The organism is Nocardia sp. NPDC041819, from assembly GCF_055590505.1.
On the sequence record NZ_JBVJAP010000002.1, the window covers coordinates 702,141 to 726,089 of the forward strand.

Sequence of the window (23,949 nt, forward strand, 5' to 3'; positions counted from 1 at the left end):
GCATCGGGCGGGCACGTCAGCGCCTGAACCGACCCCGCCGCACGTCGAGGCTTGATATCCACCTTGCCCCGAGTCGCGCGGTTGCCCTCAGCGTGGCGGTGGCGGGGGGAAGGGGAAGACCTCCGGCGGGATCGTGGGGACCACGATCGGTGGAAGTCCGGGCACCACGATGGTGTTCGGGCCGGGCGTCGGCGGCGCCTCGCTGGTGGTCTGCCGCCGGTTCGGCGGCGGCGCGGCGACCGACTCGTGGGCGGGCGACTCCGTAGTACCCGGCGCGACGGCGATCTGCGGATCCAAGCTGGTCGTGCGCGGTGCGGTGGTCGGCGACAACGACGGCGAGCCCTCGCTGGTGTGCGAATCCCGTTCCAGCACCTGCGGTCCGTAGCCGAGGCCGAGTCCGATCGCGGCGACCACGGCCAGCGCGCTGACCGTCAGCACGGCCCCGCTGATCTCGCGTCTGCCACGCTGGGCGGGGGCCGCCAGCCAGGCGGGTGACAGCTCGTCGTCCAGGGCGGCGCTCGCGGCGGGAGTCTCCTTGCGCACCGGTCTGGCCAGCAGCGCGGCGCCGCGGGCCATCACGGTCTCCGGGCTGTCCGGCACGATGACGGGCACGCCCATCCAGCGTTCGAGCACCTTGGCCACCAACGGGATCCGGGCGCAACCGCCGATGGCCAGCACACCGTGCACGGGGCGGTCCGAGCGCACGATCACGTCGCGCGCCATCCGCGCCGAGGACTCGATCGCCAGCATGATCAACGATTCGAAGTTCTCCTGCGCGAGCAGGACCAGCCCCTGCTCGCTGGGCAGCGCCACCGCGGTATTGCTGGTCAGCTGCTCCTTCGCCTCTCGGCACAGCGCGTCCAGGGCGGCCAGGCCCGCGGCGTTCGGCGGATGCGCGATCCGCCCGGAGGCGATCTGCTGCTCACGAATCAACGAGTCGAGATAGTCACCGCTGATGTCGCTGGTGCGCTCGCTGTGGCGCACCTCGCGGGAGTGGGTGTCGACCACGCTCACCGTCAGGCCCGAGCTGCCCAGGTCGTAGACGACCAGCGAGGAGATGCCCCGGATATCGCCGGTGGCCTGCGCGAACTCGAGTGCCGCCGCGATCTCCGGCACGAGTTCGTAATTGGTCAGCTGCTGGCGCGCCATGGCCGCGCGAATGGCGCGGGCGTGCTGCTCACTGCGGTAGGCGATCGCGGTGGCGCCGATGCCCGGCGTGGCTTCCAGGGTGACGCCGATGGCTTCGGCAGCCAGCTCTTCCACGCTCTGGTCGACAACCGGGATGGTCTGCAGATCGAAGGAATGCGGGGAGACATGCCCGTGGGGGTTGTCGGCGTGTGGTCGCGCCATACGGACAGCGCCGGCCCCCACCGAAACTCCCAGTACCGAACTCATCAGCTGCCCATCTCGTTTCACACTGCACGACATGCGAGCCTGCGCCGTCCGTCGGCGGAGGCCCGCTGGACGGACCCTACCGTCGGCGATCAGCTGTGCTTAGGGCGGACTGGTCGTCTGTCTGGCAGTAGCCCGCCTCGCCCCGCAACTCTACGGTGTGCCGAGTCCCGCGTACACCCATCCGGCTGCTCTCCAGGTGGCACGATTGAGACAGTTCCGGCCGTCGATGATCGAGCGGGCGCGCACCACGCCCTCCAGATCACGCGGGCGCAGGGCGGTGAATTCGTCCCACTCGGTGAGCACGAGCACCACGTCGGCGCGTTCGCACGCCTCGGCGACCGAGGTCGCGTAGTTCAGGGTGGGGAACACGCGCCGCGAATTCTCCAGCGCCTTGGGGTCGTAGACGGTCACCACCGCCCCGTGCAGCTGGATCATGCCGGCCACATTCAGCGCGGGGGAGTCGCGGACGTCGTCGGATTCCGGTTTGAACGCCGCGCCGAGCACCGCGACGTTGGCCCCGAGCAGTGAGCCGCCGCAGGCGCGGGCGGCCATGTCGACCACCTTGGTGCGGCGGCGCATATTGATGTTGTCCACCTCGCGCAGGAAGGCGACGGCGTGATCGGCGCCGAGCTCACCGGAGCGGGCCATGAACGCGCGGATGTCCTTCGGCAGACACCCGCCGCCGAAGCCGAGGCCCGCGTTGAGGAATCGGCGGCCGATGCGCGCGTCGTAGCCGAGCGCGTCGGCCAGCATCGTCACGTCGGCGCCGGTCGCTTCGCACACCTCCGACACCGCGTTGATGAACGAAATCTTCGTCGCCAGGAAGGCATTCGCCGAGACCTTCACCAATTCCGCTGTGGCCAGGTCGGTCAGCAAGAACGGCACCTCGGCGGTGATCAGGTCGGCGTATATCTCGCGTACCAGGTCCTCCACCCATCCGGCGGCGGCGCGGTCCCGGTCGACGCCGAGAACCAGCCGGTCCGGCCGCAAGGTGTCCTTGACCGCGAAGCCTTCGCGGAGGAACTCCGGATTCCACGCCACCTCGACGTCGGCGGAACTCAGTGCGCGGGCGCGTGATCCGAGCGCGGCCGCCGTGCCGACCGGGACCGTGGACTTGCCGATGATCACCGAGGGGCGTTCCAGCAGCGGGGCGAGCGTGTCCACCACCGCGTGCACGTACTTCAGGTCGGCGGCGTACTCACCCTTCTTCTGCGGGGTGCCCACGCCGAGGAAGTGCACCTCCGCGTGCGCCGCCGCCTCGGCGTAGGAGGTGGTGAACCGCAGGCGGCCCGCGTCGAGGTTGCGGCGCAGCACACCCTCCAGGCCCGGTTCGTAGAACGGCACAACTCCGTCGGACAGCTTCGCGACCTTGCCCGGGTCCACGTCCACTCCGATGACGTCGTGCCCGAGTTCGGCCATGCACGCCGCGTGCGTGGCCCCGAGATACCCGGTTCCGAAGACTGTGCATCGCATGATCGATTGGTAAGCCCCGCCGGTGGCCACGCCACGTCAGCGAGGCAAGGGTCAAGGCAACAGCAGATGTACATGCGGCGACGGCGCCGGACCGGGTGCCCTGACCTGGCGCAACGGTAGTCGTGGCCCCGCTAGCATCGGCGTGGTGCGACGTCATCGATGGGCCTGGACCGTGCTCGGCGCCGGTCTGGCGGTGGTCGTCGCGACGGTCGCGCTATGGCCGGTGTACGTGCGTCCGCGCACCGACCCGCCCGCTCCGGCTGATGCCGTTCTCGTCTTGGGCGGGGCGCACGACGGCCGCGAGCAGTTGGGCCTGCGCCTGGCGCGCGAGGGGTACGCGCCGCGCGTGGTGTTCTCCGATCCCTACGAGAACAGCGCCGTGCTGAACCGGATCTGCCACGGCGGCTACAGCTTCGAGGTCCTGTGCTTCGACCCGTCGCCGCGCACCACTCGCGGCGAGGGGCGTGAATTGGCCCGCCTCGCCCGCGCCGCCAACTGGCGCCGAGTCATCGTCGTCACCTTCACTCCCCACATCTCCCGCGCCCGATACATCCTGGGGAGGTGCTGGGGCGGAGAACTCCTCTTCACCGACCCCGAACCCGACCTCTCCCTCCCACACTGGGCTTACGACTACGCCTACCAATCCGTGGGCTTCGCGAAGGCCTTCTTCGAGGACTGCTGACCGCTTCGTCCTGCTCCGGCGGTGCCCGCCGCTCTCGCGGCATCGATGCCTCCTCGTGCTCAGGCCTCGCAACCGGAGGCTTCCCGCTATGCCGAACGTCGTGTGCATGAATTTGCAGGATGCGCAGGACGCGATCCAGGCGGCCGGTGTCTTCTTCTCCCGATCCAAGGACGCGACCGGGCGGGGACGCATGCAGGTGCTGGATCGGAATTGGATCGTGGTGGCGCAGGCGCCCGCGCCGGGATCGTTGATCGGCGAAGGTGAGGCGGTGCTGTCGGTGATCAAGATCGGTGAACCGAGTTCCTGCGGCTGACGCTCCAGGTGTGCCCATGGGTAGCCGGGTTCGTGATGTGGGCCCGGCTGTCGGCGGCACTCGCCGCACCGCCACCAGTAATCTGCGGGCGTGTGACGTCAGTTTGACTCGCTGAGAGAAGCGGCCGTACATTCTGTCTCGTGGTGGCGGGATATTCGCCACGGAAGCAACGGTGCACACCCTCTGGGAGGGCAGATGGATTACGACTGGTCAGCGGGGGATCTGGCGTTTCGGGACGAGGTGCGGGAATTCCTCGCCGCGAAGCTGACGCCGGAATTGCGGCGGGCCGGGCGCTTGGCGACGAGCGTGTATCCCGACCACGAGGCGAGCATGGAATGGCAGCACATCCTCCATGAGCGCGGCTGGGCGGCGCCCGCCTGGCCGGTGGAACACGGCGGATGCGACTGGAGCCTGACCCAGCACTACATCTTCCAGCGGGAATCGGCGCTGGCCGGTGCGCCCGCGCTGTCGCCGATGGGCATCAGGATGGTGGCGCCCGCGATCATCGCGTTCGGCACCGAGGAGCAGAAGGCGTTCTATCTGCCGCGCATCCTCACCGGCGAGGTCTTCTTCTGCCAGGGCTACTCCGAGCCCGAGGCCGGATCCGACCTGGCCGCGCTGTCCATGGCCGCCGTCGACGACGGCGAGGATTTCGTGTGCACCGGCAGCAAGATCTGGACCACCCACGCCACCGAGGCGAATTGGATCTTCTGCCTGGTGCGCACCTCGCGCACGGGTAAGAAGCAGCAGGGCATCACGTTCCTGCTGATCGATATGACCGCGCCGGGCATCGAGATCCGGCCGTTGGTGATGACCTCGGGCGAACAGGTGCAGAACCAGGTCTTCTTCGACAACGTGCGCGTGCCCAAGACCAATGTGCTCGGCCGGATCGATGACGGGTGGACCGTCGCGAAGTATCTGCTCGTGCACGAGCGCGGCGGAGCGGCGGCGCCCTGGCTGCAGGTCATGGCCCAGGACATCGCCGTCAACGCCGCGCAGCAGCCCGGCCCGGACGGCAACCCGCTGATCGACGACCGCGCGTTCGCGGCGAAGCTGGCGGACCTGCGAATCCGCACCGAGGTGCTCGAAGTCCTGGAGTACCGCACCCTCTCCGCGATGGCGCAGGGCAAGAATCCGGGGCCGGCGTCCTCCATACTCAAGATCCTCGGCACCGAACTCAGCCAGAAGCTCACCGAGCTGGCGCTGGAAGCCGCGGGACCGCGCGGTCGCGTCTACCAGCCGCACGCCACCGAGCCGGGCGGGCCGATCGCCCAGTTCACGCCGCCTGCCGACGGTTACCGCAGCGGCGCGGACTGGCAGGCCGTCGCGCCGCTGAAGTACTTCAACGACCGAGCGGGCTCGATATACGCGGGCAGCAACGAGATTCAGCGAAACATCCTCGCCAAAGCAGCATTGGGGCTCTGATGGACTTCACGCTTACCGACGAGCAGGAAATGCTCCGCTCCGCGATCGCCGGATACCTCGGCGCCCGCTACGACTTGGAGAAGAGCCGCGCCGCAGCGAAATCGGAGTCGGGCTGGCAGCCCGCCGTCTGGCGCGGATTCGCCGACGAACTGGGCATTCTCGGCGCGACGCTGCCCGAGCGGGTGGACGGCACCGGCGGCGGCCCCGTCGAACTCATGGTGATCGCCGAGGAACTCGGCCGGGCACTGGTTGTCGAGCCGTTCGTGGACACCGTCGTGATCGGCGCCGGACTGCTCGAGCGGGCCGGCGGGGAGCAGGCCGACGCCGTGCTGCGCCGGATCGTGTCCGGTGACGCGCTCATCGCGTTCGCGGCGCTGGAACCGACGTCGGGGCACGCGCTGCACGACGTGTCCACCACCGCCCGTCGCGACGGCGACGCCTGGGTACTCGACGGTGCGAAGACCGTGGTGACCGGCGCCCCACTGGCCACCGATCTGCTGATCACCGCGCGCACCTCCGGTGAACGGCGCGACAAGGCGGGCATCTCGCTGTTCCGGCTCGAATTCGACGCGTCCGATCCGCCCGCCGGAGTCGAGGTGCATTCCTACCGCACCATCGACGACCGGACCGCGTCCGATCTCGTGTTCACCGGCCTGCGCCTGCCCGCCGACGCGTTGCTGGGCACGGAGTCGGACGGTTGGGCCGTCATCGAGCCGACCATCGCGGACGCCACCGCGGCGATCTGCGCCGAGGCGGTCGGCTGCATGCGCAAGGTGCTCGCCGACACCATCGACTACGCCAAACAGCGCGAGCAGTTCGGTCAGCCGATCGGCAGTTTCCAGGCGTTGCAGCACCGCATGGTCGATATGTACATCGAACTCGAACAAGCCGTCGCGGCAGTACATCTGGCCGTCCACTCGCTGCGGGCACCCGCCGACGACCGCGCACGCGCCGTCTCGGCGGCGAAGGTCACCGTCGCCAGGGCGGCGCGTTTCATCGGACAGAACGCGGTGCAACTGCACGGTGCGATGGGCATGACCGAAGAGCTGGCCATCGGCCACTACTTCAAGCGGCTCACCGTGGTCGAGCACGAATTCGGTTCCAGCGACGAACATCTCGCTCGGTACGCCGCACTGACCCGCCCGTAGTCCGGTGCCGGGCCGGGGCTGCCTCCGGCCCGGCACCGACTTCCGTACTGTGCCCGCTGCCCGCTGCCCGCTGCCCGCTGCCCGCTGCCCGCTGCCCGCTGCCCGCTGTACCGGCCGGTCCGCGTCAGCTCGTCCCGAGCCGCCGAAGCGGCTGACCGGTCATGTCGGTAATCATCTGACACCGGCTGTCGACACGCAGGACGGTCGCCCCGGCACCTCGGCGGTCGTCGAGGTCTTGGTGCCATTCGCCTTTCATCGCCTCGGCTGACAGATCCGTCTCACTGGTGCGCAGCTGCTGGAACACCTTCGAGACCGCACGTCGGTTCGCGACCTCCCGCAGTGCGGCGGCGAGCGCGAGAGCATCGTCGTCGATGCCGGTCAGTGTGCGTGACATCGTGAACCCCTGATATGACTCGGCCGGGTCCATTTCTGGACCCGGCCGATGTCGGTGTGGAGCTAGCTCCTGGCTCAGTTCTTCCGGCCCGGCGCCTTCGCACCGGCCTTGAAACCGAGACCGCCGGGCTTGGCGGCGGGCGGCGCGGCTTCGGATGCGCCGTTGCCGGTCACGCCGTTGGACTGCTCCGGTTCGGCAGCGGGTTCGGGCTGCGCCGCGGAAGTCTCCGCGGGAGCCTCCTGCGTCGAAGCCGGTTCGGCGGGAGCCGCGTCCGTCGGGGCCGACGCCGCGGGAGCCGCGGCAGGCTTACCGGGGGCCTTGGCGCCGGGCCGCTTGAAGCCGGACTTCATGGCCAGCCCCTTGGCGGGCACCGTGGGCTTGGTCTCGGTCGGCCCGGTTTCGGTCGCCTTGGTTTCGGCCGGCTGGGCTTCAGCCGGTTCGGCGGTCGTTGCGGGCGCTGCCTCGGCCGCCGGGGCAGCCGACGCCGGAGCCTTCGCGCCGGGCGCCTTGGCCGCACCCTTCATTCCGAGACCGCCACCGGGCGCCTTGGCGCCACCCTTCAAACCGAGCCCCTTGACCGGCTTGGCCGCAGGAGCCTCGGTCTCGGCGGCCGCGGGCGCGGATTCGGCGGCGGGGGCCGCGGACGCCTTGGCGCCGGGCGCCTTGGCCGCACCCTTCATTCCGAGACCACCGGGCGCTTTCGCCGGACCCTTCATGGCCAGCCCCTTGGCCGGAGCGGCGGGCGCCGAGGTGGCCTCGGTCTCCGCAGGTTCCGCGGCGGGAGCCTTCGCGCCGGGCGCTTTCGCCGCGCCCTTCATTCCGAGGCCGCCGCCGGGGGCCTTGGCCGGGCCTTTCATGGCCAGACCACCGCCGCCGGGCGCTTTCGCGGGGCCCTTCATCGCCAGACCGCCGCCGGTAGGCGCGGCCTCGGCCGGTGCGGGCGCTTCGGCGGCCGGGACCGGTTCGGGCTCCGGCTCGGGTTCCGCTTCGGGCGCCTTCGGTTCCTGGATGACAGTCAGGTTCTCGGTCAGCACGGCGGGCTCGACGCGCTCGATGGCGTCCAGCATCAGCTGCGCGACGTCCACCACCTCGACGCCTTCGCCCTCGCCCTTCTCCTGGCGCGCGGTGACGCCGTCGGTGAGCATCACGCGGCAGAACGGGCAGCCGGTCGCGATCTTCCCAGGAGCGGAGCCTGCGGAGCGACCAGAAGGCGCGGCGAGGGTGCTCAATCCCTCCTCCACCCGGTCGATGTTGACGCGCTTGCCGAGTTGCTCTTCCATCCACATCCGCGCGCCACCGGCGCCACAGCACATGGACCGCTCGCCGTGGCGAGGCATCTCGACCAGGTTCGAACCGGCCGCGGCCATCAGCTCACGCGGCGCGTTGTAGATCTTGTTGTGCCTGCCCAGGTAGCAGGGGTCGTGGTAGGTGACGTTCTGCGACACCGACGCCACCGGGATCAGCTGCTTCTGCCGCACCAGGCGGTTGAGCAGCTGGGTGTGGTGCACGACCTCGTAGCTGCCGCCGACCTGCGGGTACTCGTTGTTCAGCGCGTTGAAGCAGTGCGCACAGGTGACGACGATCTTCTTCTTGCGATCCTCGACGCCCTCGAACACCGAGTTCAGCAGCTCGATGTTCTGCTGGGCCAGCTGCTGGAACAGGAACTCGTTGCCCGCGCGGCGAGCGGAGTCACCGGTGCAGGTCTCCTCCGCGCCGAGCACCATGAACTTCACGCCCGCGGTGGCCAGCAACTCGGCGACCGCCTTGGTGGTCTTCTTGGCGCGGTCCTCGTAGGCGCCCGCGCAGCCGACCCAGAACAGGTAGTCGTAGCCGTCGAAGCTGTCGGCGTCCCGGCCGAAGACCGGGACCTCGAAATCGAGCTCGTTGATCCAGTTGAGCCGGTCCTTGGCGTTCTGGCCCCAGGGGTTGCCCTTGTTCTCCAGGTTCTTGAACAGGCCGGCGAGCTCGGACGGGAACTCCGACTCGATCAGCACCTGGTAGCGGCGCATGTCGATGATGTGGTCGACGTGCTCGATGTCCACCGGGCACTGCTCGACGCACGCGCCGCAGGTGGTGCAGCTCCACAGCACCTCGGGATCGATGATGCCGTTCACGTCCGCGCCGCCGACCAGCGGCCGCTCGGCCTCGGCCTTGGCGGCCTCGGAGATCTTGGCCAGCTTGGCCTCGTCCGGGTTGCCCTCGGCGTCGACCAGGCCGACCTCGTCACCGCCCATGTCCTTGCGGCCGCCGGCCAGCAGGTAGGGGGCCTTCGCGTAACCGTGGTCGCGCAGCGACATGATCAGCAGCTTCGGCGACAGCGGCTTGCCGGTGTTCCACGCGGGGCACTGCGACTGGCAGCGACCGCACTCGGTGCAGGTGGTGAAGTCCAGCCAGCCCTTCCAGGAGAAGTCCTCGATCCGGCCCGCCCCGAAGGTGTCGGTATCCGGGTCCGCGGTCTCCATGTCGACCGGCTTGCCCTTCGACATCATCGGCTTGGCCGGGCCGAGCGCGACGCCGCCGTCCTCTTCCCGCTTGAAGTAGATGTTCGGGAAGGCCGAGAAGCGGTGCCAAGCCACGCCCCAGGTGACGTTGCGGCCGACGAAGTACAGGAACGCCATGCCGGACATCAGCTTCACGAAAGCGAACAGCGCCACCATCGTGGTGTTCGCGGGCAGCAGCTTCGCCACCTGCATGGTGAAGAAGTCGGTGGCAGGATCCGAGTGGCCGTAGGCGGCGATCTTGCCCGCCTTCACGAAGATCATGCCCAGGCCCTCGAGCAGCACGATCGCCTCGATGACGTAGGCCGGGGCGAACTTGGAACCGCTGAAGCGGGAAAGCCGCTCGGGCAGCCGGGGGTGGTTGAGCTGGCGCAGGGTGATCAGCGTCAGGATGCCGACCACGGTGCCGATGCCGAGGATCTCGTCCCACAGGTGGTAGATCGCCAGATCGCCGATGATCGGCCAGTGGAACGCCGGGTCGAAGGTCTGCCCGTACGCCTCGAACCACAGCATGGCGCCGCCGATGAAGCCGATCATCACCAGCCAGTGCGCCCAGCCGACGGTGCGGAATTTGTTCATCCGCGTGTGCGCGAGGAACTCCACGATCATCTGCTTGAAGCGCGGGAAGAAGGGCCGCCAACGATCCGGAGCGGGCTGTCCGATCATGATGGCGCGCGCGATATTGCGGACGCCGCCGATGAACGACGCCCAACACAGGAGGCTGAGCGCCGCCCCAATCGTGCCCAGCGTCACTGTCAGGGCATTCATGTCGCGACCTTTCTTTAGAGGCACCCCGAGTCGCGGTTGGTTTCCGCTACCGCCTCGGTTCGCTCGTATCCTAACTGGCAGTAAGTTACCCGCCAGTAACAACCATGTCCATCGTACGATCGGCTTTTCGGCTATAGCCCCATATGCTGGGGCTTGACCCATTATTTACCTGTGATCAATGTCACAGTAATTCGTTCCGATCCGCCTGCCGACCGGTTGTTCACCACCGTAAACGCCGAACCATCCCGTCCAGTCGGTAAGGATTGGCTTAGTCCCCATGGCTGATAAGGGATCTCGCTTAAAACGCGCCCTTCTATTAGGCTCACGACGTTCTGATCACTGCGACCGTCTTCGCACCGCTCGGGGAGGATCCGGAGCCGACACCCGGATGTGCTGGATAGAGCTCTCGCGTGTTGAAGACCAGTGGTGACGTACGACCTGATGATGGATTGGAAACTGAATGAAATTCCGCAGAACCACCGCGGCGGCCGCGATGGTCATCGGTGCGATGACCATCGGACTGGGGACCGCCCATGCCGATGCCGAACCGGCCGCCGCCGACCCCATCCGGTACTCGGTCAAGCTGGTGGAGAAGACCGTCGTGGCGACGCTCAAGGGGGGAACCTTCGAGCTGGCGAAATCCTCCGAGGACGTCAAGGAAGACGACGTCTACCGGGTCAAGGACTCGCAGGGCAACGCGGTCCTCACGCTGCCGATCGCCTTCAAGGTCGCCGACACCGTCGTTCCGGTGAAGCCGGTGGTGAAGGACGACAACACCGTCTTGGAACTGACGCCTGACCAGGGTGTCGCCGTGCCCAAGGACAAGCAGGCCAACGCCGTCAACGTCGTCGCGCAGCCGATCGCCTCGCCGATCGAGAACCAGCGCGCGCAGAACGAGTTCGCCAGCCAGTTCGGCATCGCGACCGCGGTCGGCGGCTTCCTCGGCACCGCGATCGGTGTCATCGGCGGTGCGGTGATCGGCTGCATCCTCGGCCTGCCGTTCCTCGGCGTCGGCTGCATCCCGGCCGCGATCGCGGGCGCGGGCATCGGCGGCATCCTCGGCACCGTGGCGGTCGGTGGCCCCATGCTGGCTGTCGCGGGGATCGACCTGATCAACACGCTGCAGGCGCCGGAGGGCACCACGAAGTGGGCGGACAAGCCGAACTAAGCCTTCGGTCCCACCCCGATCGTCAGATCACGGCGGCCCGCTCTCCTCGGAGGGCGGGCCGCCGCTCGTTCACCCGGTGAGATCGAGCAGGCCGCGGACGACGACCTCGCCCAGTTCCTCGCCCATCCTGCCGAACGAGCGCTCGACCATCTCGAACGTCCCGTCCTCGCCGACCACCAGCACCGTGCTCGCTCTGGTGCCGTGCACGGTGTGCGCGACGAACCTCGCCGAGAGCGCCCGCTCCAGCTCGTGCGGGACCCCGGTCCGCGGCAACCGCTCGTCGGGGGCCTCGATCCGGTCGGCCAGCACCTCGAAGTAGCGGTCCACCGCACCGGGATCGGTTCGCACGATCTCGCGCAGCCCGGTCAGGCCCGCACCGACTTTGGGCCAGATGGGCTGTGGGGCGCTCAGATCCTCTTCCCCCAGGCTCGGACCCCCGGACGTGACGAAGGTGCCGTTGGAGAGCCCGTGGAAGCCCGGAGCGAGTTCGCTCGGTTCCACGGCGCTGCGATTGGAATGCCACCACAGCGTGCGCAGGTCGGACACGACCAAGTTGTAGCCGTTGTAGTCGTCGGGAGCGGCGGCGACGTCGAGGACGTATTTCTCCGGCCCGGGGAACTCCCCGGCCGTACCGCGGTCGGCGGCGCCGCGCAGGAAATCCAGCAGCAGCGCGCCGCGGGAACGGGCATCGAGGCGTTGATCGGCGGGATCGCGCACGTTCGTGACGGTCGCGAAGCGGTTGTTGCCGTGCGGCTGGGTGCTCAAGCCGAGCCAGGTGCCGGGAGGTTCGCCCTCGGCGCGGCCGGGGGCTCCGGTGTCGCGTCCGGCGAGCAGGCCGGGCGTCTCCGGCCACCAGCGCATGGACTCGGTCGGCCGAGTGTAGAACTCGTCCCGGTTGGCGGCCACGATCAACCGGTAATCCGGATGCGCGCGCCAGCCGATCAACACCAAACACATGCGACCAGAATGCCGGACCGCCACCGCGGTCCATGCGGCGTTTCCCGCCCGGGAGGCCGCGCAAGGGCAGTGGAAGGACTCTGAGACGGCGAAAAGGCCGACAGCTCAACAGCTGCCGGCCTTTTCGCGGTCCTGCGGTCAGTTGGTGCGTACGCGCAGCCCCGGGTTGTCCGAGAGCACCACGTGCACCGGCTGTGCGAACAGCTGCGGCACGTTGCCGGTCAGAGCGCCGATCAGATTCGGGATCTCGCAGATCGGGTAGTCCGCCACCGACGACGCGCTGGAGATGCCGAGCGCCAGGCGGCCGGTGACGATCGGGCCGCCGCTGTCGCCGGGCAGCGCGCAGATGTTGGCCGAGAAGCTCTGGGTGAGCTCCCGGTCGCCGACCTGCACGGTCTGGTCGACGGCGTTGACCACGCCGCAGCTGAAGCCGGTGCGCGCACCGGACTTGCACACGGGGGCGCCGACGACGGGAGTCGCCACGCCGTCGACGGCGATCGGAGCCGCGCCGGGCGCACGGACGCCGTTGTTGGCGAACCGGTCCTTGGCCTGGTCGTTGACCCGGATGATCGAGTAGTCCTGCTCGCCGAGCACCGACTTCTGGAAGACGCCGAGCTGCGCGCCGAGGCGGTCGCCGTTCATCTCGTACACGCCCGCGGCGTTGCCGCTGCCCGCGGACGCGATGTCGGGGTTGCAGTGGCCCGCGGTGATGTTCACCGTGTTGCCGTTGCGGTCGGTGCCGTTGAAGCCGAGCGAGCAGCGCAGCGAGCTGCGCCCGGCGACCGAGGCGAAGCCGTCGCCGCCCGCGAGGGCGCCGCGCGCCTCTCCGGCGATCTCACCGGCTTGCAGGGTGCCCTGCTCGCCCGCCACGGGCGGGGCCATCACGATGACACGTGCCGGGTCGATGAAGTTCGGCATCGGCAGGCCCGCCTGGTCGACGCGCACCGCGATCGCGTTGTTCATGGTGTCCACCACCGCGCCGCGCACCAGCGACCGCACCGCCTCGGGCTGGCCCTCCAGCCAGCGCTCGAACGCGCTCTTCTCGCCACGCAGGGCCGCTTCGCTCTTGGCGACGTTGCGGACCTCGAAACCGGCCGACTCGGCCGCCTTCTTCGCATCGTCGGCGCCGGGACCCTGGGCCAGTGCCACGACCGCCTTGCCCGCGTCGTCCAGCCAGGAGCCGGCGAACGCGGCCGGGTACTGCCGCTGGGCGGTGGTGGCGAACGCGGCCACCTGCTGCGCCAGCTCCGCGCGGTGCAGGTACTCGTCGGGCGAGATCTTCAGATCGCGAGTCACCGCGGCGATCAGTTCGGCGGGGAGGCCGGGAGCCTGGTCCGGCTGAGCCGTCGCTACCGCCGCAGTGGGTCCGAACAGCAGTATCGCCGCCGAGGCGGCGATCACTGTCTTTCGGATTACGGTCTGTCGCGCAGTCGAGCGTGGAGGTCCTATACGTGGCAGGAGCATGAGCAGACTATATGGGGTTTGGCGCGGTATGCCTACTCATCTCGAGGTTCTCGACTCCCTCATAGCCCGTCGACCGGGGATATGTGCATTGCCACATAATTCGGGCGCGCGCTCAGCCCGCGTTCGGCCTGGTGCGCACCGCGATCCCGCTGCCGATACCGCCGCCGGAGGAGGCGTCGACATCGGCCAGGATCGCCCGGATCGGGATGCCGAGCGAAGCGGTGCCGCCGTACTGCGCCAGAGCGACATTGGCCTCGTTGCAGTTCGGCGCGTCGGCGGCGTTGGAACCGCTGGTGATGCCCAGCGCCAGTGTGCCGGACACGATCGCGCCGCCGCTGTCGCCGCCGAGGGTGCAGGCCGAGCTGGCGAACCCGCGCACTGTCTTGCTCTCGCCCTCGGCGGTGAAGAGCTGGGTCTCCACCCGGTCGGCCACGACGAAACCGCAGGTGAAGGTGGACGACTGACCGGACTTGCAGACCGGGGCGCCGGTGATCGGGTCGGCGGTGCCGGTGATCGCCAGCGTGGTGCCGTTGGCGCCGCGCACCGAGGGCTGGTCCATGCCCGCCCGCACCGCGCGCTCGTTCAGCTTGATCACCGAGTAGTCCAGCGCGGACTGCCCGCCCAGCGAGGCGCGCACGAAGGTGCCCAGTTCGGGGCTGGCCGGGATGTCCCGGACGTTCGGCAGGTAGACACCCGCCTCCTGGTTGCCCTTGCCCAGATTCGGATCACAGTGGCCCGCACTGATGTTCAGCGCGTTGCCGGACGCGTCGATGCTGTTGAACCCGAACGAGCACACGTCGACGGCGCGCAGCGACGAGTCGGCGAGCGAACCGGGCGCGCTGATGTAGGTGTCACCGCCCATCGGCCTGCGCTCGACCGGGCCTCCGCTGTTCGGCGACAGGATGACCTTGATGTTCGCCAGCAGGGTGGGCAGGTTGAGCATGTGGCCCGCGGGGGTGTTGGCGACGCTGAGGACCAGCTGGCTGTTCAAGAAGTCGATCGCCACGGAGTTGATCGCCTGTGAGATCTCCCGCGGTAGGCCGGTGATCCACTGGTTGAGCTGTACCAGCGAGCCCTCCAGGCTGTCCGCCGAGACGGGGGCGAGCCGGGTCTGATAGCCGTCGGCCGCGACGATCTTGGCGGCGTCCAGCGAGGTGACCGCCATGACGGGCTTGCCGTCGGCGCCGATCCAGGCGCCCGCGAAGGAATCCGGTCGCTCCGAACGGAAATCGCGCGCGTAGTCACGCAGCTGCTGGGCGCGCGCGGCGCGGTCCAGATACTCCGTCGGCGTCATCTGCAGATCCCGGGCGATGGCCTGCACCAATTCCGGGGGGAGGTTGTCCGCGGCGAGCTGCGCGGGGGCTTCGGGAACCGCCGAGGCGGTAGTCGTGCCGAACAAGGGAGCCAAAAGAACGGTCGATGCGATGGCGACAGCTTTGACCGCGGCGCGACGCGCCACCAACTTGCGCATGAAGTCCCTTCGTCGGCACGCACGTGCCAGCTAAATCCGTGGCCACGGCAGAATCCATTGGCGCACAGCCTTCGTCCAGCAACCGACCGGTGCGGAAATTCATCCGACAACACGGTCAGCGCAACACTCTAAGCCACAAACCCGACTAGGACGCTACTAATCACCGACTACCCGGTATTCCCATGCCGGGGATGGTGGGGATCTGCGGCAGCTGCTGCCCGAACGGGTTGGTCGTGGTCGTAGTGGTCCGCGTGCTGGTGGTCCGCGTGGTCGTGGTGGGCGTCGTGCTCGGCGGCTCGGTGGTGGGCGGCGGCGTCGTGGTCGTCGGCTCCGGCGTCGTGGTCTCGGTGATCACCACCGGCGGCTCGGGCTCGGTGGTGGACGTCGTGGTGGTGACGACCGGCGGCGGAGGCGGGGCCGGACTCACCGACGTCGGCTCGGACTTGGCGTCCGGCAGCGGCGGCACCGGTGTCTCGTCGCCGTCGCTGAACAGCATGGCCATCACGATGCCGCCGAGCACGAGACCGATCGCGGCGGCGCACGCGATCAGTAGCGGCGTACGCCTCGGATCCTTCGCGGGAACCGTTGGCGGCGAATGATTCTCGGCCGGTTCCGGTTCGGCGGTCACGACCGGCTCGGAGATCGGGATGGCGGCCGAGTACGCCTGCGGCTGCGCGTCGGCGGCGGGCACCGCGGGGATGACGATGGTGTCCACCGTCGAGTTCTCCGCGGTGGACGGGTCCGGCGGGGTGGCGCCCGCGGGGGTGGCGAGCACGGCCGCCAGCGCCCCTCTGGCCGCGTCGTAGGCGAACGACGTACCGCCTGCTCCGGTCTCGGCGCTGGGCAGCTCACCCTCGCTGACCAGCAGCACCGAGCGCAGACCCAGGTAGTCCAGCGCGTCGCGCAGGGAGCGCACATATTCGGCGGGCCAGTCCGGCGGATAGGTCGCGTAGAACTCGGCCGGACCGCTGAGATGCTCGGCGGCCAGGTTGATCAGGCAGAACATCGCGGTGGCGAAGAGATCTTCGGCGCGATAGGCCTCGCCGTCGTCGACCCGGATGCCCGCGGGGTCGCCCATGGCGGACACGAAACCGGTGATCGAATGGGAGCCGGTGGGCGGGGGACCGCCCAACGCGGCGTCCCCGTCCTCGGACATGTGCAGGATCGACTCGCGGACGATGTACCGCGGCTCCTCGTCACCGTCGGTGACGATGACAGCCGTGCACTCGTCCTCGGCGACGCGCAGGCCCACCCCAGTGGCCATCTCACCTACCTTGCTTCGGCGTTCCCGCTGATGAACCGCGCCCGGTCACACCAGAAGCGAACCGTGTCCCATGGCGCGGAGCATCGACAATAGCTCCGAACGGGAACGGGCACCGACCCGGCGTCGGATGCGCGCTACGTGGTGCTCGACCGTCTTCGCCGAAATGTACAGGCGCGCACCGATCTCGCGATAGGTGAGCCCGAGCAGAACCAGTTCCGCCACTTCGCGTTCCCGTTCGCTGAGGATCGTGGCCTGCGGCGGTGTGGGCGGCGGCGCGGCCTCGCCGTTGGAGGCGGCCGGGGCCTGCGGCCGAGGCTGCGGCTCCTGCGGACGGGCGTCGGCGCGGACCGTGCGGGCCAGCTTCAGCAGCGCGGTGGCCGTCGCGGAGTCGGGCGCCGCGAGCGCCGCCTCGCTGGCCAGCCGGGCGCCGTCCCAGTTCATGCCGATCTCGGTGAGTGCGGCGACCGCCGCGTGGACCGGTGCGGTGGCGACCTGGCCGCGCAGCACGAGCACCCAGGTGCGGCCCGCGTCGGCGAGCACGGCGGCGTGCCGGTCACCCGCCTCGGCCGCGGCCTTCAGCGCTCGCGCGTGCGGCAACAGCGCCTCGGGGCTCTCGTGCGCGATCGCGGCCTGCACGCCGTACCAGTGGAAGGCGTTGGACCACGCGGGCGGATCGTTCAAGCGGTGCAGCAGCGCGAGCGCCGCGTCCACCAGGGGCGTGATGCGGCGTTCGTCGCGCATCCGGATGGCGGCCAGCCACAGTTCGCCGATCGGCAGCAGCGCGAGCAGGTCGGCCTGCACGTCGTCGAACAGCGGATACGCCTCCTGCCATGCGCGCGCCAGCGCGGTGTGATCGCCGCTGCGCCGGGCGAGGCCGACCGCCACGCCGTGCGCCAGCAGCCGGTCGCGCAGATCGAGCCGGTCGTGGTCGAGCGCGGCCACGGTGGCCGCGGCGGCGCGCTCGTCGCCGCCGAGCATCGACGTCCAGGCCGCGAGCACGTCGAGCTGATGGCAGCGCAGCCCGCTCGCGGTGGCCCGCCGCAAGGCGTCCTGGGCGCGGCGGGGCTCGCCGGTGCCCAGCGAGAGCAGCGTGGCGATGGAGGCCGCCGTGCACGGTAGGAAGCGGTCCACGCCCGCGTCCGCGGGCGCGGCTTGCACCAGCGCCGATACCGCCGCCGCGGTGTTGTTGCCCGGTTCGATGGTGTCCGCGAGCGCGGTCGCGATCAGCCGCGCGTGCGCGCCCGCCTCGGTGGGCGGCCACTTCGTCGAGGAGGAGGACATCTCCCTGGCGCCCGGCACGTCGCCCGCCAGACACAACACCGTGGCGCCGACGGCCCAGTCCGGGCCGACGCGGTGCCCGCCGAGCCAGGTGTACAGCTGCGCCGCGCGACCGACCAGGCCGCGTCGGGTGAGCACCGCCGCGCAGATCCGCACCGCCGTGGCCAGTTCCGTGCCGGTGCTGCCCGAGCGCGCCAGCATCGGCTCGGCCAGCCGCATGGCCGTGTCGCCGTCACCGGTCCGTGCCGCGGCCTCGGCCCAGCGCAGCGCGATCAGATCGAGTTCGGCTCCGGCGGCCGCGGCGGCGGCGTAGTAGCGAACCGCGTCGCGGCCCGCCTGCTCCGCTGCGCCGACGAGGAAGTCGGCCAGACGGGGGTCCCGGACGCCGGACTCGGCCAGTTGCAGCGCGGTGCGGTCGCGCAGCAGGCCCGCCTCCAACCGGGCGCCGAGCAACCGGCGCTCGACCGCGACGAACCTGCGGTCGCCGAGCAGCGTGCGCAGGGGCGCGACGGCGGGTTCCAGCAGCAGGTCGGCATCGGTCACCAGGGCGCTGGCCCTGGCTCGGTCGATGAGATCCTGCGCGACGGACTGTTCCACGCCGAGCACCTCGGTGAGCTCGCTGGAATCCAGACCCGTGCCCGTGGTGGCCACCACCAGGGTCTCCAGCAGGTCGGGCTCGAGGTTGTCCAGCAACCCGCGCGCCCACGCGGCGACGGCCGTGTCGACGGCGGAGATGCCCGCGTCCAGGCGCGCCGAGCAGGCGGCGGTGAGCGCGGCCACCACACCGCCGCGGATACCGGCGGTCTGCAGGTGGATGTGCTGAGCGACCTGGCGCGGCACCATCATGCCGAGTTCCCTGGCGAACGGCGCCATGTCCGCGACGCCGAGCGGGCGGAGGTCCACGACGCGACCGCGCCGGGCGACGGCGTCGGCGAGCATCCGCAGACGCGGATCGTGCGGGCGGGGCTGGGCGGCGATCACCATCGTGCGATGCCCGGATTCCACCGCGGCGCAGAGATATTCGAGATCGAGCCGGCCGAGCGTGTGGGCGTTGTCGATGATCAGGGCCGGGCGGGCGGTATCGGTCGTCACGCCTGCCGCGCCGCCCGTGACCGTGGCCGGCGTGCGGGTCAGCGAATGCGCGCCGTTGCGCGCGTGCTGGAAAGCCGTGAGGTCGTCCTGCAGCGGGACGCCCCTGGCGCGCAGGCGAGCCCGGATCTCCGCGAGCAGTGTCGACTTGCCGGTCTGGGACCGGCCGCGGATCAGGTAGACCACCGGCTGGTCGTCGGGGGAATCCAGATCACGGAAGATGTCGCGGGCGCACGGGAGGGTGTCGAAGGCGGTATCAGCCACCGGAGCCTCCCAGGATCTCGCCGGGGGCGCGAAGCACCGTGCCGAGGGTGTCGCCCAGCACGCCGGTCGGCAGGCTCGGCGCGGTGGGCTGGGTGGGCCGCGGCTGCTGCTGGGTGGGCGGCGACGGGTTGGTGGGCGCCGGCGCGGGCGCGGGAGCGGGAGCGGGAGAAGGCTGCTGGGGTTGCGGCTGCGGCGCGGGTTGCGGCGCCGGCGAGTCCGCGGCGGGGGCCGGGGCGGGTTGATCGGGACTCTGCTCGCTGTTCACCACCGCCACGGTGGTGCCCTGGGCCGGGGACGTGGGCGAACCGGCCTGCGACGTCCCGGCGCCAGCCCGCCCGGGCGAACTCGCGGAGTCCGTGGCGGCGACGCCGGACGGTGCGGACGGGTCGCTCGTCCGCGCTCCCGTCGTCGCGGCGACCTGTGCGGCGCCGGTGGAGGACTGCTCGGTCGAGGCGGGAGTGCTCGGGCCGGACTGGATGCCCGTGCCGATGGCCAGGGTGCCGGTGGCCAGCAGGCCGATGGCGGCCGCGGTGCCCGCCACGACCGCGAGACGCTGCCTGCTGGTCAGCGCGCGACGGCGGGCGGGACGATCCTCGGGCAACGCCGCGAGTCCCGCCGAGGGGAGCGCTCTGGGCTGCGGCACGGTCTCGTCCTCGACCACCGGATCGACCATCGGGAGCTGGTCGGTCTCGGCGGCGAGCAGATCGGCGGCCAGCAGCGCGGCGCCGCGGGCGGTGGTGTGCTCCGGATCGGGAGCCGCCACGACGGGCAATCCGAATTCGGTGGAGACGAGCTCGGCGACCAGGGGGATCGCGCCGCCCCCACCGGTGAGCAGGACGCGGCCGACATCGCCGATGTCGAGCCCGGCCCGGTGCACCGCGTCGCGGATCAGGTCCATCGCACTCGACAGCGGTCCACGCAGCAGGTCTTCCAGTTCACCGCGCACCAGCCGCACGGTGCCGTGCGGATCCGCGGGGTCCAGCCGAACCGGAACAACCGTCGCGGTGTTTATGGAAAGCTCTTCTTTCGCTTTTCTGCAGCGCTCACGCAAAGCCGCTAATTCGCGTTCCACCACCGGATCGAACGGATCGAAATCCGCGGCGAGCACCGCATTTGCCAGGACATAGCGCATGGTCAGCAGATCGAATTCGGCGCCGGCGACGTCGGTGTTGCGCAGCGGCGTGCCCAGCAGGCTGGCGTGCTCGCCGGTGCGTACCACAGAGACGGTCGAGCCGGTCGCGCCGAGATCGAAGACGATGACCGCGCCGTCGTCGGCCCAACCGTGCGCGGCGTCGAGCCAGCGGATCGCGGCGGTCGGCTCCGGCACCAGCGTCACCTCGCCGAGCCCGGCCCGCTCCAAAGCGTCGCGCTGGATGTCGACGGTGTGCCGCGACCACCACGCCGGGTGGCAGGCGACCGTCGCCTGGGCGCCGCTTCGTCCCGTCTCGGCGGCGATCTCGTCGACCAGGCATCCGATCGCGGTCGCCACCAGGTCGGGCGCGGAATAAGAGGAGCCGTCCTCGGCCAGGATGCCGACCGGGTCGCCGACCCTGGCGAGAAAGCCCTCCAGCAGGACGTCGCTGGAATGGCGGCCGGTGGAGCGCGCGCCCCCGCCCAGCGTGGGCGCCATGTCCTCCGACAGCCGCAATACGCTCGGATGCGAGCGTAGATAGCCGCCGCCGGACGGGCCGAGGCCGTCGTCGCCCTCTTCCGTTGCCGCCACGGCGACCGAATTCGACGCCCCGACAGTGATGCCGAGCGCCAGGCGCTGTGTCATTCGAGAACCCCGTTCGAAAAACTGTCTGGTCCGGTGTCGCTGCTGTGTGTCCGTGCTGGTGCGCTGGGCGTAGTAGTTGCCGACGCAACCGTTCTGTCGGTTGCTGGCCATCAGCCGTTACCTCGTTAGGGGATCGTTTAGGGAAATTCCCCTAATTCCGCTCCGGCCCCTATCGAGTGCCCCCGGCAGGTCGTAGGGGTTCGCCCCGTTTCGGCGTAACGGGATGCGCTCCTAGCGTGATTTGCATTCCAACGACTGCGGATCAGCGAGGTCCGCCGGGACTCAGGAGAAGATTCTCATGACACCCAATGCGATTCTGGAGTTCATCCTCGATCTGCTGCGGAACCACGAGGCCGCGGTCGCCTACTGCGCCAACCCGACCCAGGCGCTGGCCGCCGCGGGCCTGAGCGCGGTGACGCCGGAGGACATCGCCCTCTGCGCTCCGATGGTCGCGGAGTCGGCGCTGGTGACCGGCGGTTCGCAGTTGCAGTCCATCGTGGCGGTAGGCGCGCAGACCGGTGCCGCCGCCGCGGTCGGCGCTGCGAGCACCGTGGGTGTGGCGGCAGTGGCGGATGCCGGAGTCGACCTGGGTGCTGATCTCGGAGTGGACCTGGGCGCGGGCGGCGGCGTCGACCTGGGTATCGGTACGGGCGTCGACGTCGGTGCGGGCCTGAACACCGCGATCGAGACCGGGCTGGAACTCGGCGCGGGTCTGGGCGCGGGACTTGCCGCGGGGCTCGACACCGTGGTGAACGCGGGTGCCGACTTGTCCGCCGCCGTGGGCGGACTGCTCGGTGCGGGCGCGCAGGTGATCAGTGGCATCGGCGGGGGTATCGACCTGGACACCGACGCGGAAGGCGCGGGAAACATCGGCGCGGGACTCGGCACCGGCCTCTCCACCGGTATCGACGCGGCAGTCGGCGCGGGCGCCGGAATCGGCGCGGGCCTGGAGGGCGCGGTGGACGCGGCGGCGGGCCTGGGCGGCGGGCTGGAGGGTGCGGTGAACGGGGCAGCGGACCTCGGCGCTGGACTCCAGGGCGCGGTGGACGCGGCGACCGGCTTGACCACGGGTGTGGATGCCGTGCTCGGCGCCGGTGCGCAGGCGGGCGCTGGTCTCGGCGCGGGGCTGGGCGGAGTCGTAGACGCGACGACCGGTTTGACGACCGGGCTCGGCGCGAGCCTCGAAGGTGCGGTGGGCGCGGCAACCGACCTGACCGCGGGCCTCGGCGGCGGCGTGCAGACGGGCGCCGACCTCGGCGCCGGTGTGGGGGCGGGCCTCGAAGGCGCTGTCGGCGCGACGACCGGACTCGGTGCCGGTCTGGAAACCGCCATCGGTGGCGCGGCGGACATCACCACGGGTCTCGGCGCCGGCCTGGAAGGCGCGGTAGGAGGCGCGGCGGATATCAGCACCGGTTTGAACGCGGGCCTCGAGAGCGGTCTGGGCGCGGCGACCGACGTGAGCGCGGGCCTCGGCGCGGGTCTGGAAAGCGCTGTCGGTGGTGCGGCGGATCTGGCAACCGGTGTGGGTGCGGGTCTCGAGGGCGCTGTCGATACGGCCGGCGGTTTGACGACGGGTGTGGATGCGGCCCTGGGTGCCGCTGGGGAGGTTGGTGCCGGACTCGGCGCGGGTCTCGGAGGTGCCGTCGATGCGACGACCGGCCTCGGCGCCGGTTTGGAGGGCGCGGTTGGTGGTGCGGCGGACGTCACCACGGGTCTGGACGCAGGTCTCGGAGGTGCCGCCGGTGCGTCGACCGATCTGAGTGCGGGTTTCGAAAGCGCAGTCGGTGGTGCCGGGGACCTCTCCACGGGAGTGGGTGCGGGTCTCGAGGGTGGTTTGGGCGCGACGACCGACGTGACCACAGGACTCGGTGCGGGTCTGGAGGGCGCTGTCGATGCGACGACCGGACTCGGCGCGGGTCTGGGTGGCGCGTTCGGTGGTGCGGCGGAGGCCGCCACGGGTCTGGGGGGCGCCGCGGGTGCGGCGACTGACCTGACCGCGGGATTCGAGAGCGCGGTGGGTGCCGCCGCGGACCTCTCCTCCGGTGTGAGTGCGGGTCTCGGGGGCGCTGTCGACGCGGCGACCGGCTCGGGTGCGAGCCTCGACGGCGCGGTGGGTGGCGCTGCGGATGCGGCGACTGATCTGACGGCTGGTCTCGGTGCCGGTGTGGGTGGCGGCCTGCAAGGCGCTGCCGATGCGGCACTGCATGCGGGCGGCTCGGCTGGTGCCGGTCTCGAGGGCGCTGTGGACGCCGCGAATGGTCTGACCGCAGGCCTCGGTGCCGCTGGGCAGGCCGGTGCCGGGATTTCCACCGGACTGCACGGTGCGGCCGACGCGGGTGCGCAGATCGGTTCCGGTCTGGAGGCCGGTCTGGGCGGCGCGCTCGGCGCGGGCCAGACGACGGCCGGGCTCACCGGCGGAATCGACACCGCGGCACAAGGCTCCGGGAATGCGGCCGCCGGACTCGGAAGCAATTTCTCCTCGGCCGTCGGCGGAGCCGGAAACCTGGGAACGCAAGCGACGGCGGGTCTCGAGACCGGCCTCGCGACGGGTCTTGGCGCGGCCGTGAGCACCGGAGCGGAACTCGGTGGCGGACTGGAGAGCTCGCTGAACACCGGCGGGCAGGTCGGCGCGGGCCTGGAAAGCGGGCTCGGCGGGGCGCTCGATGCCGGGGTCCACGGTGCGACCGGACTGGAGACGGGCCTGTCCACCGGCCTCGGCGGTGGGCTGTCCACCGGCGTGGACGGTGCGGCGCACGCCGGTACCGGCCTGGGAACCGGACTCACCGGCGCCCTCGACGCCGGAGCGCAGGCGGGTGCCGGACTGGGTTCGGGCCTGTCGGCCGGGCTCGATGCCGGTGCGCAGGCAGGTGCGGGTCTCGGTTCGGGCCTGTCGGCCGGGCTCGATGCGGGTGCGCAAGCGGGTGCCGGGCTCGGCTCCGGCTTCTCGACCGGAATCGACAGCGCGGTCGGTGCGGGCGCGGGTTTGGAGAGCGGTTTGTCGACCGGTCTCGGTGCGGCAGGAAGCGCGGGCGCGGGTTTGGAGAGCGGTTTGTCGACCGGTCTCGGTGCGGCAGGAAGCGCGGGCGCGGGTTTGGAGAGCGGTTTGTCGACCGGTCTCGGT

Annotated in this window: 16 protein-coding genes; 6 read left to right on the forward strand and 10 right to left on the reverse strand. The window is 70.4% G+C overall.

What is annotated here, in order from left to right:
- Nucleotides 1-87: 87 nt before the first annotated feature.
- The gene (locus ACZ6DL_RS09975; RefSeq protein WP_357957086.1) at nt 88-1,395 is read right to left on the reverse strand and encodes a DUF7159 family protein; all 1,308 of its coding nucleotides are present in this window, start codon (nt 1,393-1,395) and stop codon (nt 88-90) included.
- Nucleotides 1,396-1,545: 150 nt separating this feature from the next.
- Nucleotides 1,546-2,868: a UDP-glucose dehydrogenase family protein gene (locus tag ACZ6DL_RS09980; RefSeq protein ID WP_466050179.1), complete on the reverse strand. Its 1,323-nt coding sequence runs from the start codon at nt 2,866-2,868 to the stop codon at nt 1,546-1,548.
- Nucleotides 2,869-3,013: 145 nt separating this feature from the next.
- Between ACZ6DL_RS09980 and ACZ6DL_RS09985 the strand changes: the two genes are divergently transcribed.
- The 4 genes from ACZ6DL_RS09985 (at nt 3,014) to ACZ6DL_RS10000 (ending at nt 6,436) form a co-directional block, all read left to right on the forward strand.
- A complete protein-coding gene (locus tag ACZ6DL_RS09985; RefSeq protein ID WP_466050180.1) occupies nt 3,014-3,550 on the forward strand; it encodes a YdcF family protein in 537 nt (178 codons plus the stop codon).
- A gap of 106 nt (nt 3,551-3,656) precedes the next feature.
- Nucleotides 3,657-3,863 (forward strand): calcium-binding protein, encoded by a 207-nt coding sequence (locus ACZ6DL_RS09990; protein WP_466050181.1) that lies wholly within the window; start codon nt 3,657-3,659, stop codon nt 3,861-3,863.
- A 195-nt stretch (nt 3,864-4,058) separates the two neighbouring features.
- Nucleotides 4,059-5,288, forward strand: a complete 1,230-nt coding sequence (locus ACZ6DL_RS09995; RefSeq protein ID WP_466050182.1) for an acyl-CoA dehydrogenase family protein — start codon at nt 4,059-4,061, stop codon at nt 5,286-5,288.
- Nucleotides 5,288-6,436, forward strand: coding sequence for an acyl-CoA dehydrogenase family protein (locus ACZ6DL_RS10000; protein ID WP_466050183.1), 1,149 nt, complete (start codon nt 5,288-5,290; stop codon nt 6,434-6,436). The genes ACZ6DL_RS09995 and ACZ6DL_RS10000 overlap by 1 nt, the downstream gene beginning before the upstream one ends.
- 124 nt (nt 6,437-6,560) lie before the next feature.
- On the opposite strand, the gene ACZ6DL_RS10005 is transcribed toward ACZ6DL_RS10000, so the two are convergent.
- Both ACZ6DL_RS10005 and ACZ6DL_RS10010 read right to left on the reverse strand, forming a co-directional pair.
- A complete protein-coding gene (locus tag ACZ6DL_RS10005) occupies nt 6,561-6,863 on the reverse strand; it encodes a hypothetical protein (protein ID WP_466050184.1) in 303 nt (100 codons plus the stop codon).
- 41 nt (nt 6,864-6,904) lie between these two features.
- Nucleotides 6,905-10,096: a (Fe-S)-binding protein gene (locus ACZ6DL_RS10010; protein WP_466050185.1), complete on the reverse strand. Its 3,192-nt coding sequence runs from the start codon at nt 10,094-10,096 to the stop codon at nt 6,905-6,907.
- Nucleotides 10,097-10,556: 460 nt separating this feature from the next.
- Between ACZ6DL_RS10010 and ACZ6DL_RS10015 the strand changes: the two genes are divergently transcribed.
- Entirely contained in the window at nt 10,557-11,264 is a 708-nt protein-coding gene (locus ACZ6DL_RS10015; protein ID WP_466050186.1) for a DUF8020 domain-containing protein, read from the forward strand.
- Between the two features lie 69 nt (nt 11,265-11,333).
- Here the strand turns inward: ACZ6DL_RS10015 and ACZ6DL_RS10020 are convergent, their stop codons facing one another.
- The 6 genes from ACZ6DL_RS10020 to ACZ6DL_RS10045 form a co-directional block, all read right to left on the reverse strand.
- Nucleotides 11,334-12,221 carry an NRDE family protein gene (locus ACZ6DL_RS10020; protein ID WP_466050187.1) on the reverse strand — a complete coding sequence of 296 codons (888 nt, stop codon included), beginning with the start codon at nt 12,219-12,221 and terminating at the stop codon, nt 11,334-11,336.
- A gap of 138 nt (nt 12,222-12,359) precedes the next feature.
- Nucleotides 12,360-13,622 (reverse strand): S1 family peptidase, encoded by a 1,263-nt coding sequence (locus ACZ6DL_RS10025; RefSeq protein WP_466050188.1) that lies wholly within the window; start codon nt 13,620-13,622, stop codon nt 12,360-12,362.
- A gap of 175 nt (nt 13,623-13,797) precedes the next feature.
- On the reverse strand, nt 13,798-15,156 hold the full coding sequence (locus ACZ6DL_RS10030) for a S1 family peptidase (RefSeq protein ID WP_062977969.1): 1,359 nt from the start codon (nt 15,154-15,156) through the stop codon (nt 13,798-13,800).
- Nucleotides 15,157-15,316: 160 nt separating this feature from the next.
- Complete coding sequence (locus ACZ6DL_RS10035; RefSeq protein ID WP_466050189.1) at nt 15,317-16,420, reverse strand: hypothetical protein; 1,104 nt, start codon at nt 16,418-16,420, stop codon at nt 15,317-15,319.
- A gap of 45 nt (nt 16,421-16,465) precedes the next feature.
- Nucleotides 16,466-19,051, reverse strand: a complete 2,586-nt coding sequence (locus ACZ6DL_RS10040; protein ID WP_466050190.1) for a LuxR C-terminal-related transcriptional regulator — start codon at nt 19,049-19,051, stop codon at nt 16,466-16,468.
- Nucleotides 19,044-20,828, reverse strand: coding sequence for an Hsp70 family protein (locus tag ACZ6DL_RS10045; protein ID WP_466050191.1), 1,785 nt, complete (start codon nt 20,826-20,828; stop codon nt 19,044-19,046). Before ACZ6DL_RS10045 ends, ACZ6DL_RS10040 begins: the two co-directional genes overlap by 8 nt.
- 298 nt (nt 20,829-21,126) lie before the next feature.
- Between ACZ6DL_RS10045 and ACZ6DL_RS10050 the strand changes: the two genes are divergently transcribed.
- Nucleotides 21,127-23,949 (forward strand): IniB N-terminal domain-containing protein (locus ACZ6DL_RS10050; RefSeq protein ID WP_466050192.1); only part of this gene is annotated, 2,823 nt, incomplete at its 3' end.